Genomic DNA, 12,483 nt, shown 5'->3' with positions numbered 1-12,483 from the left:
GCCGGCGTGCGGCCGGCGTGCGGCTGGGCTCAGGCCTGGGCGAACGCGACGGCGTCGGCGGTGAGGGCGGTGATCCCGGCGAAGTCGCCGGCCTTGACCTTGTCGCGCGGGACCATCCAGGATCCCCCGACGGCGGCGACCGACGCGATGCTCAGGTAGTCCTGGAGGTTCTTGGGCCCGACGCCGCCGGTCGGCACGAACGAGACCCCGCCGAAGGGCGCCGCGAGCGCCGCGATCGCGGGGGCACCGCCGGACGTGCCGGCCGGGAAGAACTTGACGGTCGTGAGGCCGAGCTCGAGCGCCGCCTGGATCTCGGTCGCGGTCACGGCGCCGGGCAGGGCCACGACGCCGCGCTCCTGGCACCGCTCGACGACGGCGCGGCTGAGCCCGGGCGAGACGACGTAGGACGCGCCGGCGTCGACCGCCTGGTCGACCTGCTCGGGCGTGAGCACCGTACCGGCGCCGACCAGGATGTCGCCACGCGCCGACATCGCCTTGATCGAGTCGCGGGCCGCCGCCGTCCGGAACGTCACCTCGGCGACCGGGAGACCACCCGCCACGAGAGCACCCGCGAGCGCGTCGGCGTCGGCGGCGTCGTCGAGCACGACGACGGGGACCAGGCGTGCGGCGCGCAGGGAGGAGAGGACGTCCATGGAGGTTCCGTTTCGCTAGATGAAATGCTGGTACCGCTGTCCGAAACCCAGACTCCCACACGGCCGCCCCGACATCAACCTCCCCGCCCCGAAACTCGGACGTCCGCACTCCGTGGGGTCAGGACACCACGGAGTGCGGACGCACGCTCGGTGACCCCGGGACGCGGTGACGGGGGTGGCAGCGCGGGGGGTGGGGCTACGGGAGGTGAAGGCCCGTCGGGAGGAGCTGCGGGAGCACCTCGCGCATCTCGGCGTGCAGCTGCTCGACCCGCTCGGTCGTCATGCGCTCCGCGGGAGCGGTCACGCTGACCGCCGCGATCGCGGTCCCGCCGCGCAGCACGGGCACGGCGATGCAGCTGATGCCCGCCTCGTTCTCCTCGACCTCGGTCGCGTAACCGCGCGCTCGTGCGTGCTCGAGCGCATCCCAGACGTGCTCGGGGTCGACGGCTCGGCCCTCGCCGACCGCACGCACGTAGCCCGCCAGCGCCGACCGGTCGGTCCCGCGGAAGGCGAGCATCGCGCGCCCGAGCGCCGTCGTGACCGCCGGGCTGCGCCGCCCGACAGCCGACCACACCCGGACAGACCGCTCGGGCTCGACCTTGTCGAGGTAGACGACGTGCGTGCCGCTCAGCACCCCGAGGTGCACCAGCTCCTGCGCGACCCCCGACAGCGCGACGAGCGCCGAGTGGAGCAGCACCGGCAGGTTCTCGTCGCCGAAGAAGTCCTCGGCCAGCTGGGTCGCGGACGGGCCCAGCACGTACCCGCCCGACGCCGGGTCCTGCGTCACGAAGCCGCGGAACCGGAGCGCGGCGAGCGCGCGGTGGACGGTCGACTTGTTGACGCGAAGCTCGGACGCGAGCTCCGCGAGCCCCATCCCCCGGGCACCGGCGCGCGCCAGGACCTGCAGCACGACGAGCGCGCGGTCGACGCTCTCCACCGGCGACGTGGCGCTGCTGGGCGTGGGGCTGGCCATGCGCCGAGTGTAGGAGCGTGGCCGGCTACCGCTGCCCGCCGGGCACCCCTCAGTCGCCCCGGCGCCAGCGGTCGAAGACGCGCGGGTCGAGCGGGTGCGCCGGCCGCCGCCCGTGCGCGACGTCGATGATCGCCTCGATCACGCTCGTCGCCACGCCCGCGGTGAAGTCGGCGGTCCAGCACAGCGCGTGCGGCGTGACCAGCACGTTGTCCATGCGCAGCAGCGGCTCGTCGGGCGAGGGCGGCTCGGGGTCCAGCACGTCGAGACCCGCGCCGGCGATCCGCCCCTCGCGCAGCGCGTCCGTCAGCGCGGCCTGGTCGACCAGCCCGCCGCGGGCCACGTTGACGAGGTACGCCGTCGGCTTCATCGCGGCGAGGAAGTCGCGGTCGACGAGGTGCCGGGAGGACTCGGTGAGCGCGGCCGCGACCACCACGTAGTCGGACTCCGCCGCCAGCCGGTCGGTGTCGACGAGCTCCACGCCGAGCGCCGCGGCGCGCTCGGTGTTGCCGGAGCGGTCCGTCGCGATGACGCGCACCCCGAGCGGTGCGAGCAGGCCCACGAGATCGGAGCCCATGCTGCCGAGGCCGAGGATCCCGACGGTCCGGCCGGCGACGCCGGTCCCCCGGTACGCGCCGCGGTCGGCCCACCGGCCCGAGGTCGCGGCGCGGTGGTTGTCGAGCAGCCGGTGGCTGAGCGCGAGCAGGAGCGTCAGCGCGGACAGCGCCAGGGGCCGGCGCACCGCCGTCGGGGTGGTCGTCACGACGACGCCCTCGGCGGCGAGCGCGGCCGGGTCGATGCCGTCGTACCCGGCGCCGAACCGCGCGATGTGCTTGACCCGCGGCGCCGCCCGGAGCAGCGCACGGGGAAAGCGCAGATGCCCGAACGACAGGACGGCGTCGTACCCCGCGATCACGTCCGCCGCCAGCTCGTGCCCCTCGGCGTCGGGCATGACCTCCCACTCGAGGCCCGCCGCGGTGAGCCGGTCGAGCCCGACGTCACCGAAGATCGTCGAGCCGTCCGGGCGGGCGCAGTCCGCCGTCAGCCCCACGCGGTACCGCTCCGACACAGGGCGCCCCTCTCGCTGACATCTGATCTCTTCAGCCTAACCCGCCCGCCTTCAGTCAATTCTTGGGGTTGCACCCGTGATTCATCAGATGAATCCGATACGGTGGTCGCCACTCGACCACCCGCCACGACCCCGGAGCCCCCGCATGCCCCAGATCACCAGCGTCGAGGTCGAGGACGTCCGCTTCCCGACCTCGCTCACCGCCGACGGCTCCGACGCCATGAACAAGGACGGCGACTACTCGGCGGCCTACGTGGTCCTGCGCACCGACGGCACCGCGCCCGACGGCGCACCTCTCGCCGGCTTCGGCCTCACCTTCACGACCGGCCGGGGCAACGACATCGTCGCGCACGCCGCGCGCCAGCAGGCCGTGCACCTCGTCGGCAGGGACGTCGAGGAGATGGCCGCCGACATGGGCGGGGTCTACCGCGACCTCACCTCGGACGCGCAGATCCGCTGGCTCGGGCCGGAGAAGGGCGTGGTGCACCTCTCCCTGTCGGCCGTCATGAACGCCGCCTGGGACCTCGCCGGTCGGCTCGTCGGCAAGCCGGTGTGGCGCCTCCTCGCCGACATGACGCCCGAGCAGCTCGTCGACGTCGCCGACCTGCGGTACCTGTCCGACGCCCTCCCGCGCGAGGAGGCGGTCGCCCTGCTGCGCGCGAAGGAGGCCGGCAAGGCCGAGCGCATCGCCGAGCTCGAGGCGACCGGCTACCCCTGCTACACGACGTCGGCCGGCTGGCTCGGGTACAGCGACGAGAAGCTGCGCCGCCTGTGCCAGGAGGCCGTCGACGAGGGCTACCAGCACGTCAAGCTCAAGGTCGGCGCGAGCCTCGAGGACGACGTGCGCCGCTGCGCCATCGCCCGCGACGTCATCGGCCCCGATCGCGCGCTCATGATCGACGCGAACCAGGTCTGGGACGTCGACCAGGCGATCGAGTGGACCACCGCGCTCGCGCGGTTCGACCTGCTGTGGATCGAGGAGCCGACCAGCCCGGACGACGTGCTGGGGCACGCCGCCATCAAGCGGGGCGTGGCGCCGATCGGCGTCGCGACCGGCGAGCACGCCCACAACCGCGTGATGTTCAAGCAGTTCATGCAGGCCGGCGCGATCGACTTCTGCCAGCTCGACGCGGGACGGCTCGGCAGCCTCAACGAGATCGTGGCCGTGCTGCTGCTCGCGGCGAAGTTCGACGTCCCGGTGTGCCCGCACGCGGGCGGCGTCGGCCTCTGCGAGATGGTCCAGCACGTGTCGATGCTCGACTTCGTGGCGGTCTCCGGGACGCGCGAGGGCCGGGTCACCGAGTTCGTCGACCACCTGCACGAGCACTTCACGGACCCGTGCGTCGTGACGGACGCCGCGTACGTGCTCCCGAGCAGGCCGGGCTACTCGACCGAGATGCACCCCGCGTCGATCGCCGAGTTCCGCTTCCCCGACGGCGCGTACTGGACCCGGCGTACTGGACCCGGCGTGGCGACCGAGCGTGAGCGGCGACCGAGCGTGACCGGCGACCGATGAGCACGGGACCCGAGCCGGCCGGCGGGCATGCTGCCCGCACGTCACGCACGGACCGGGTCGTCGAGGCGATCACGCAGCTGATCCTCGACGGCCGGCTCGCGCCCGGGGACCGCCTCCCGGTCGAGAAGGACCTCGCCGCCTCGCTCGACGTCTCACGCGGGTCGCTGCGTGAGGGCGTCCGGGCACTCGCGGTCCTGGGGATCCTCGAGTCCCGGCAGGGCGACGGCACGTACGTGACGAGCCTCGCCCCTGCCCTCGTCGTCCGCCCGCTCGGCCTGGTGCTCGACCTCCAGGGGGTCGGCCACGCGGTGCACCTGCACGCCGTCCGGCGCCTCCTCGAGACCGAGGCCGTCGGCCTGGCGGCTGCGCACGCGCGCACCACCCCGGACCTTCTGGACGACGCCGTGGCGGCGCTCGCCGGGGCGGCCGAGATCCTGGCGGCGACGCCTCCAGACGTCGCGGGCGGCGACGACGACGTCGCGGCGGCCGCGCACGAGCGGTTCCTCGAGGCGGACCTCGTCTTCCACCGCACGATCGCGTCCGCCGCGGGAAACCCCGTGCTCGCGGCGCTCATCGAGGCGCTGGCCGGGCGCACCGCGCGCCACCGCCTGTGGCGAGGGCTCGAGCAGGCCGGCGTCGAGGTCCGCACCCAGCGCGAGCACGAGGCGATCCTCGACGCGGTCCTCGACGGTGACGCCGAGCGGGCGCAGGTCCGGATGGCCGCCCACCTGCTCGGCGTCGAGGACTTCCTCCGGAACCAGGACGGCTGACCCCGCCCGCCGTCCGATGCGCACGGGAGGACGCCCGGGCGGCTACAGCCGCTCGACGAGGAGGGTGAGTGCGGCCACCCCGCCGAAGGCGGTGACCACCGCCGTGAGGAGCAGCAGACCGGCACCCGGCAGGCGGTCCCCTCCTGCGTCACTCGTCAGGACGCGGTGCACCCTGCGGTGCCGACTCGAGGCCGCCGCCCCGATCGTGACGCCGACGACCATCCCCAGCAGCGCGACGACCGCCGTCAGCGCTCCGAGGTCGGGCGCGAGCAGGCGCGCGCCCACCAGCGGTCCGACGGCGAGGGCCAGCGCCGTCCGGCGCCACGCCATCGCGGTCCGCTCGGGCTGGAGGCCCGGGTCGAACGGTGCGGGTGCGGCCATGTCCCCCTCACCCGACCAGCAGGCCGACGAGCATCAGCGCACCCGCGACGAGCACCCCGACCGCGAGCGGCCCGCCCAGCACCGGGGCGGGCAGGGCGCGTCCCGCCCGCAGGGCGCGCTCGACCCGCATCCAGCCGAGCCACGCCTGGACCGGCGCCAGCACCCCGAGCGCGACGAGCACGAACGAGGCCGCGGTCCGGAACCCGGGCTCGATCGGCAACGGGAACGCCGCGAGGGCGACCCCGGCGGCCAGCAGCGCCAGCGACGTCCGGATCCAGGCGAGGTAGGTGCGCTCGTTCGCCAACGAGAAGCGCACGTCGGGCTCGGACCCCGACCCGTAGACGCGCCGGGGGAACCGCCGATCGCCGACTGCCACGGTCGCTCCTTCCCGCTGGTCCGCCGCCCCGTGATCGTGCCACGGCTCAGCGGGCCAGCCACCCGCCGTCGACGGCGAGGACCTGGCCGTGCACGTAGCCCGCGGCGGGCGACGCGAGGAAGACGACGACGTTCCCGATGTCCTCCGGCTGACCCCAGCGCCCGGCCGGGATCCGCGCCGAGAGCTGCTCGAGGCGCACCGGGTCGTTCAGCAGGGCCGTGTTCATGTCGGTCGCCATGTACCCGGGCGCGACCGCGTTGACGTTGACGCCCTTGCCCGACCACTCGTTGCACAGCGCCTTGGTGAGCTGCGCGACCCCGCCCTTGCTCGCGGCGTACGCCGGGACGGTGAGCCCGCCCTGGAACGACAGCAGCGAGGCGAGGTTGACGATCTTGCCCTCGCCGCGCTCGAGCATGGGCCGCCCGAACAGCTGGCAGAGCTGGAAGACCGACCGCAGGTTGACGTCGATGACGCGGTCCCACGCCTCGAGCGGGAAGTCGACCGCCGGGTACCGGTCCTGCGTCCCCGCGTTGTTCACGAGGATGTCGACCCGACGCTCCGCGAGCACCTCCGCTGCGGTCGCGGCGATCGCGTCCGAGTCCGCGAGGTCGAGCGCGTGGAAGTCGATCCGCCGGCCGAGCGAGGCGGCGTGGCCGGTCAGGTCGTCGCCGAGCGGGCTGCGCCCGAACACGATGACGTCCGCGCCCGCGTCGAGCAGCGCCTGCGAGATCCCGCGGCCGAGCCCACGCCCGCCGCCGGTCACGACGGCGGTCTTCCCGGTGAGGTCGAACGGGGTGCTCACGCGTCCGCCTTTCCGGGGAGGGGGGTCACGAGGACCTTGAGCGCGTCCTGCCCCGACGTCGCGGCGTCGAAGGCCGCGGTCACGTCGGCGAGGTCGAACGCCTTGGTGGGGAACCGCTCGAGCGCGAGCTCGCCACCGGCGATGAGCTCGATGGCCCTCACCACGTCCGCCGTCGTGTAGACGCGGACCCCGACCACCGACTGCTCCTTGAAGCACACCGCCTGGAGGTCGAGCGGCACCGGCTGCTTGTACACACCCACGACGACGATCCGGCCGAGCACGCGGGTCGCCGCGGTGAGCTCGGCGGCGACGCTCGGGTGGGCGGCCGAGTCGAACGTCGTGTCGGCCCCCTCGCCGCCGGTCAGCTCGTGCAGCACCTCGGTCATGGTCGAGCCCTCGGGCACGACGGTGAAGCCGAGCCCGGCCGCGACGTCGCGTCGCCACGCGCTGGGCTCGGTGACGACCACCTCACCCGCTCCCTCGTGCCGCGCGACGAGGGCGGTCAGCAGGCCGATCGGCCCGGCCCCGAAGACGGCCACCGTGTCGCCCCGCTGCATGCCCGACCGGTCCACGGCGTGCACCGCGACCGCGAGCGGCTCCGCGAGCGCCGCCGTGCGCGGGTCGACGCCGGTCGGCACCTCGTGCAGCACCTCGGGCGGGAGCGCGACGTAGGGCGCCATGCCGCCCGCGGTGTCGATGCCGTACAGGCCCAGGTTGTTGCAGACGTGCGCGTTGCCGGTGGTGCACGGCAGGCACCGCCCGCACGAGATGAGCGGCTCGACGACGACGAGCGCACCCTCGCGCGGCCCGCTCGGCGCGGCCTTCTCGACCCAGCCGGACATCTCGTGCCCCGGCACCAGCCCGTGCTGCGCCCGCGGGTGCTTGCCGTGGAAGATCGACAGGTCGGTGCCGCAGATGCCGTTGTACGCCACCCTCACCAGCGCCCATCCCTCGGGCACCTCGGGCACGGCGACCTCCGCGATGCCGATCTGGTCCGTGCCGGTCCAGACGGCCGCCTTCATCGTGCTCATCTCATGCTCCTGTCACGGGGTGGGCCGGCGCGAGGTCGGCGTTGCGGCCGGGGCCGCCGAGCACTTCGGGGTTGACGATGTTGCGGGGCGCACGGCCTGCGCAGACGTCGACGACGTTCTGCACCGTGCGGCGCTTGAGCTCGTCGTAGGACTCCTCCGTGTACCAGGCCAGGTGCGGCGTCAGGACGACCGAGTCGAGCCGGGTCAGCGGGTGGTTCGCGGGCAGGGGCTCGAACTCGTGCACGTCGATGCCGGCGCCCTGGATCGTCTTGGCCGCCAGCGCCTCCACGAGCGCCTCGACGTCGACGACGCCGCCGCGGCTCGTGTTGACCAGGATCGCGTCGGAGCGCATGAGCGCGAGCTCGCGGGCGCCGATCAGGTGCCGGGTGGTCTCGTCGAGCGGGGTGTGCAGCGAGATGACCTGCGAGCGCTCGAGCAGCTCCTCGAGGCTGACCGACGGGAACCCGTGGAACGTCTCCGCGCCCGGCTCGGCGGCGACGTCGTACCCGATCACCTCGTAGCCCAGCCCGGCCGCCTTGCGGGCGGTCGCCGTCCCGATCAGCCCCATGCCGATGATCCCGAGCACCCGGCCCCGGGTCTGGTACAGCGGCCGCACCACGGGAAAGTCGAACGACCCGGCGCGGACGCCACGGTCCAGCCGCGGGATGCCCCGGGCCACCGCGAGGGTCAGCCCGATCGCGTGGTCGGACACCGACTCGGTGCCGTAGTCCGGGACGTTGCAGACCGCGATCCCGCGCTCGGTGGCGGCGGGGATGTCGACCGAGTCGACGCCGACGCCGTAGCGGCCGATCGCGCGAAGCCCGGGCAGACCGTCCATCACCTCGGCGGTGATCCGGGCGTACTGGACGACGAGCGCGTCGGCGCCCTCGGCGTTCGCGATCAGGTCCTCGGTCGTGAACGACTGGGTGAGGACCAGCTCGGCGCCCGCCGCGTCCGCGACCTCGTGCTCGGCCTCGAACGTGTTGTGGTCGCACTCGGTGATGACGATCTTCACTGCTGCTCCTGGGTGTGGGGAACGGGTCAACGTGCGAGCCAGCCGCCGTCGACCGGGAGCACGACGCCGTGGACGTAGTCGGCGGCGCGCGAGGACAGGAAGAGCACGGCTCCGGCGATGTCGTCGGCCTCCGCCCAGCGGCCGGCCGGGATGCGCTCGAGGATCGCCTGGTTGCGGTCGGCGTCCGCGCGCAGCGCGCTGGTGTTCGCGGTGGCCACGTAGCCGGGCGCGACCGCGTTGACGTTCACCCCGCGGCCCGCCCACTCGTTCGCGAGCGCCTTCGTGAGGCCCGCGACCGCGGACTTCGACGACGTGTACCCCGGCACGTTGATGCCGCCCTGGAAGCTCAGCATCGAGGCGGTGTTGACGATCTTGCCGCGCCCGCGCTCGAGCATCGCGCGACCGACCTCGCGGGAGAGGACGAACGCCGAGCGGAGGTTGACGTCGACCACGTGGTCGAAGTCCTCGTCGGGGTGCTGGGCCGCGGGCGCCCGGCGGATCGTGCCCCCGTTGTTGACGAGGATGTCGACTCCCCGCCCGGCGAGGTCGGCGGCGAGCGCCGCGACCTGCGCGCGGTCGCCGAAGTCGGCCTGCAGCGGCGTGAACGTGCGGCCGTGCCCCTCCACGGCGTCCCGGGCGTCGCTCGCGCCGGTGGGCATGCTGTGGCTGACGCCGACGACGTCGGCCCCGGCCGCCGCGAGCGTGTCCGCGACGGCGAGCCCGATGCCCTTGCTCGCACCCGTGACCACCGCCAGCCGCCCGTCGAGGCTGAAGAGGCTGTCGAGGTAGTCGGTGCGGGCGGCGGTGGTGCTCGTCATGGTTCTGGTGCTGCTCTCTGGTGCTAGAAGGTGTGGCCGAGGGCCGCGGAGATCTGGTCCGCGGTCTCGACGGCGAGCGGGGCCATCGCCTCGATCTGCTCGGTCGTGTGCTCGAGGGTCAGCGTCGAGATGCTGAGCCCGTACCGGATCGAGCCGGTGTGGTCGCGGATGGGGGCGGCCACGCACCCGACGCCGGGCACGTTCTCCTCCCGGTCGAGCGCGTAGCCCAGCTCGCGGACCCGCGCGATCTCGGCGCGCAGCCCCTCGAGGGTCGTGATGGTGTGCGCGGTGCGGGCAGGCAGCCCGGCCCGCGCGACGAAGCGCTCGAGCGCCTCGTCGGTGTAGCCGCTGAGCACGACCTTCCCGATCCCGGACGAGTGCAGGGGGATCGAGTGCCCGACCCGCGACGGCATCTGGTACGGCTTGTCGGAGTCGGTGCGGATCAGGTAGACGATCTCGTCGCCGTTGACCACGCCCACGTGGATCGTGCAGTGCACCGTGTCCACGAGCGTGTCGACGAACGGCTGGGCGATCGCCGCGATGTCGATCCGCTGCAGCGCGCGTCCGGCGAGCGACAGGATCTTGGGTCCGGGCAGGTAGGAGCCGTCGTCGGCCACCGTGATGAACTGCCGGTCCACGAGCGTCGCGAGGATGCGGTGCGTCGTGGCCTTCGCCAGTCCCGTCGCCTCCACCACGTCGGTGAACCGGGCGTGCGTCAGCGCAGCCTCGAGCACCAGGAGGGTCTTCTCGCTCGCGCTGGCGTGCACGGCGGACGAGGTCGCGTCGGCGGCGGCCACCGTGGCGGTGCGCAGGGGTGGGGTGTCGGTGACCATGGCTGCTCTGCCTGTCGCTCGGTGGGTCAGCGCATCTCGGTGACGGGGAAGCCGTCCATGTCGTCGAACGACTGGTTCTCCCCCGCCATCGCCCACACGAAGCTGTAGCTCGCCGTACCGACGCCGGAGTGTACCGACCAGCTCGGCGAGATCGTGGCCTGCTCGTTGCCCACCACGAGGTGGCGCGTCTCGGACGGCTCCCCCATGAGGTGGATGACGCGCGCGTCGTCGGGCAGGTCGAAGTAGAGGTAGGCCTCCATCCGCCGGTCGTGGGTGTGCGCCGGCATGGTGTTCCACATGCTGCCCGGGTGCAGGGTCGTCACACCCATGACCACCTGGCAGCTGCGCACGCCGTTCTCGTGGATGTACTGGTTCAGCGTGCGCCGGTTCGACGTCAGCGGGTCGCCCAGCTCACGCACGGCGCCCTGGCCCGCCTCGACGAACGTCGTCGGGTACGCGGTGTGGGCCGGCGCCGAGACGAGGTAGAAGCGCGCAGGCCCCTGCTCACCGCCCGAGTCCGACGACGTGAAGCTCACGTCGGTCGCGCCGCGCCCGACGTACAGGCACGAGCCGTGGCCGACGTCGTACGTCGTGCCGTCGACCGAGATCGTGCCGCGCCCGCCGACGTTGACGATCCCGCCCTCGCGGTGGGCGAAGAAGTACTCGCTGCGGATCTCGGGGAACGTCGGCAGCGCGACCGTGGTGGTGACGGGCCGGACACCCACCAGCACCACGCGGTCGTGGTGGGTGTAGACGGCGTTGACCTCGTCGTCGACGAAGAGGTTCTCGACGAGGTAGCGGCGCCGCAGCTCGGCGGTGCCCATGCCCGGCAGGTGCTCGGGGCTCGTGGCGTATCGCTGTTCCATGACAGACCTTTCGAAGGGTGGGTGCCGGCGGGGCGGCGGGTCGCCGCCGCCCCGCCGGGGCCGGGCGCTAGGGCGTGATCAGGCCGATCGTCGTCGGGAGCCACATCGAGAGCGCGGGCGTGAAGATCACCATGACCAGCACGACGATCAGCGCTCCGAAGAACGGGAGCAGCCGCCTGATGACGTCCTCGATCGACACGTTCGCCACCTTCGCGCCGACGAAGAGGATCGGCCCGACCGGTGGGGTGATCGTCCCGATGGAGAGGCTGAAGACCATCATGATCCCGAAGTGCACGGGATCGATCCCCATCGCCGTGACGATCGGCAGGAAGATCGGCGTGAAGATCAGCACCGCCGGCGTCGGGTCCATGAAGCACCCGAGGATGAGCAGGATCAGGGCGATCAGCAGCAGGATGACGACCGGGTTGCTGCTGATCGAGAAGATCGCCTCGGAGGCCATGGCCGGCACCTTCGCGAACGACATGACGAAGCCCATGATCGACGAGACGCCGATGAGGAACATGACGACCGCCGTCGTGCGGGTGGCGTCCATGAGCATGCGCGGGATGTCGCGGACCTTGACGGCCCGGTAGATGAACGCCAGGACGAGCGAGTACACGACCGCGATGTTCGAGCCCTCGGTCGGGGTGAAGTACCCGAACAGGATGCCGCCGATCACGACGACGATGAGCAGCAGCGCCGGGACCGCCTCCAGGACGATCTTCGCGCCCTGGGCGAACGTGAGCCGGTCCGTGACCTTGAGCTCCGGACGCTTCCTGGCGTAGAAGTACACGATGAGCATGCACGCGATCGCCCACATCGCCCCGGGGATGTACCCCGCGACGAACAGCGCGGCGACGGAGGCACCCGAGACCAGCGAGTAGACGATCATCAGGTTGCTCGGCGGGATGATCATCCCGGAGGGCGCCGAGGCGATGTTCACGGCGGCCGCGAACTTCTTGTCGTAGCCCTCACGCGCCTGGATCGGGCCGATGGTCGAGCCGATGGCGGCCGCTGCCGCGACGCCCGATCCGCTGACCGCGCCGAACAGCGCGTTGGCCGCGATGTTGGTCTGGGCCAGGGAGCCGGGCATCCGGCCCACCATCACCTTGGCGGCGTTGACGAGCCGCAGGGCTATCCCGCCGTTGTTCATGATCACGCCCGCGAGGACGAAGAACGGGATGGCGAGCAGGGGGAACGAGTTGATCCCCCGGAAGACCTGCTGGGCCGAGGTGAGGACGCCGTTCTCGACGCCCAGGATGACGAACATCGCAGTGAGCGAGGAGAGCCCGACGGCGATGCTGATCGGTGCCCCGACCAGGAGGAAGACGGCGATGCCGCCCAGGAGGATGAGCGCGGCAAGTGCTGCGGGATCCATGGGTC

The 12,483-nt window shown here is 72.7% G+C and carries 14 protein-coding genes; 2 read left to right on the top strand and 12 right to left on the bottom strand.

Going from position 1 to position 12,483, the window contains the following annotated elements; genetic code table 11:
• Positions 1-29: 29 nt before the first annotated feature.
• The 3 genes from eda to HIR71_RS00695 all read right to left on the bottom strand — a co-directional run bounded on the left by eda (position 30) and on the right by HIR71_RS00695 (position 2,692).
• On the bottom strand, positions 30-653 hold the full coding sequence (gene eda / locus HIR71_RS00705) for a bifunctional 4-hydroxy-2-oxoglutarate aldolase/2-dehydro-3-deoxy-phosphogluconate aldolase (RefSeq protein WP_169322682.1): 624 nt from the start codon (positions 651-653) through the stop codon (positions 30-32).
• A 196-nt stretch (positions 654-849) separates the two neighbouring features.
• Positions 850-1,626 carry an IclR family transcriptional regulator gene (locus tag HIR71_RS00700; RefSeq protein WP_169322681.1) on the bottom strand — a complete coding sequence of 259 codons (777 nt, stop codon included), beginning with the start codon at positions 1,624-1,626 and terminating at the stop codon, positions 850-852.
• 49 nt (positions 1,627-1,675) lie between these two features.
• Positions 1,676-2,692 carry an NAD(P)-dependent oxidoreductase gene (locus HIR71_RS00695; RefSeq protein ID WP_169322680.1) on the bottom strand — a complete coding sequence of 339 codons (1,017 nt, stop codon included), beginning with the start codon at positions 2,690-2,692 and terminating at the stop codon, positions 1,676-1,678.
• 145 nt (positions 2,693-2,837) lie between these two features.
• Here HIR71_RS00695 and HIR71_RS00690 point away from each other — a divergent pair, with 145 nt between their 5' ends.
• Complete coding sequence (locus tag HIR71_RS00690) at positions 2,838-4,208, top strand: L-fuconate dehydratase (protein ID WP_169322679.1); 1,371 nt, start codon at positions 2,838-2,840, stop codon at positions 4,206-4,208.
• Positions 4,205-4,978 carry a FadR/GntR family transcriptional regulator gene (locus HIR71_RS00685; protein ID WP_169322678.1) on the top strand — a complete coding sequence of 258 codons (774 nt, stop codon included), beginning with the start codon at positions 4,205-4,207 and terminating at the stop codon, positions 4,976-4,978. Before HIR71_RS00690 ends, HIR71_RS00685 begins: the two co-directional genes overlap by 4 nt.
• A gap of 42 nt (positions 4,979-5,020) precedes the next feature.
• Here the strand turns inward: HIR71_RS00685 and HIR71_RS00680 are convergent, their stop codons facing one another.
• The 9 genes from HIR71_RS00680 to HIR71_RS00640 form a co-directional block, all read right to left on the bottom strand.
• Entirely contained in the window at positions 5,021-5,359 is a 339-nt protein-coding gene (locus tag HIR71_RS00680) for a DUF202 domain-containing protein (protein WP_169322677.1), read from the bottom strand.
• Positions 5,360-5,366: 7 nt separating this feature from the next.
• Positions 5,367-5,735, bottom strand: coding sequence for a YidH family protein (locus HIR71_RS00675; protein ID WP_169322676.1), 369 nt, complete (start codon positions 5,733-5,735; stop codon positions 5,367-5,369).
• Between the two features lie 46 nt (positions 5,736-5,781).
• Positions 5,782-6,537 carry an SDR family oxidoreductase gene (locus HIR71_RS00670; protein WP_169322675.1) on the bottom strand — a complete coding sequence of 252 codons (756 nt, stop codon included), beginning with the start codon at positions 6,535-6,537 and terminating at the stop codon, positions 5,782-5,784.
• Complete coding sequence (locus HIR71_RS00665; protein WP_169322674.1) at positions 6,534-7,568, bottom strand: zinc-dependent alcohol dehydrogenase; 1,035 nt, start codon at positions 7,566-7,568, stop codon at positions 6,534-6,536. Before HIR71_RS00665 ends, HIR71_RS00670 begins: the two co-directional genes overlap by 4 nt.
• A gap of 1 nt (position 7,569) precedes the next feature.
• Positions 7,570-8,583 (bottom strand): C-terminal binding protein, encoded by a 1,014-nt coding sequence (locus HIR71_RS00660; protein ID WP_169322673.1) that lies wholly within the window; start codon positions 8,581-8,583, stop codon positions 7,570-7,572.
• 26 nt (positions 8,584-8,609) lie between these two features.
• On the bottom strand, positions 8,610-9,401 hold the full coding sequence (locus HIR71_RS00655) for an SDR family oxidoreductase (RefSeq protein ID WP_169322672.1): 792 nt from the start codon (positions 9,399-9,401) through the stop codon (positions 8,610-8,612).
• 23 nt (positions 9,402-9,424) lie between these two features.
• Positions 9,425-10,234, bottom strand: a complete 810-nt coding sequence (locus HIR71_RS00650) for an IclR family transcriptional regulator (RefSeq protein ID WP_169322671.1) — start codon at positions 10,232-10,234, stop codon at positions 9,425-9,427.
• A 26-nt stretch (positions 10,235-10,260) separates the two neighbouring features.
• Positions 10,261-11,100, bottom strand: coding sequence for a 5-dehydro-4-deoxy-D-glucuronate isomerase (gene kduI / locus HIR71_RS00645; protein ID WP_169322670.1), 840 nt, complete (start codon positions 11,098-11,100; stop codon positions 10,261-10,263).
• A gap of 67 nt (positions 11,101-11,167) precedes the next feature.
• Entirely contained in the window at positions 11,168-12,478 is a 1,311-nt protein-coding gene (locus tag HIR71_RS00640) for a TRAP transporter large permease (RefSeq protein ID WP_169322669.1), read from the bottom strand.
• Positions 12,479-12,483 lie beyond the last annotated feature (5 nt).

The sequence above is a fragment of the Cellulomonas fimi genome, from assembly GCF_012952065.1.
GTDB classification, from domain to species: domain Bacteria; phylum Actinomycetota; class Actinomycetes; order Actinomycetales; family Cellulomonadaceae; genus Pengzhenrongella; species Pengzhenrongella fimi_A.
This window is presented reverse-complemented; position numbering and strand designations above follow the sequence as displayed.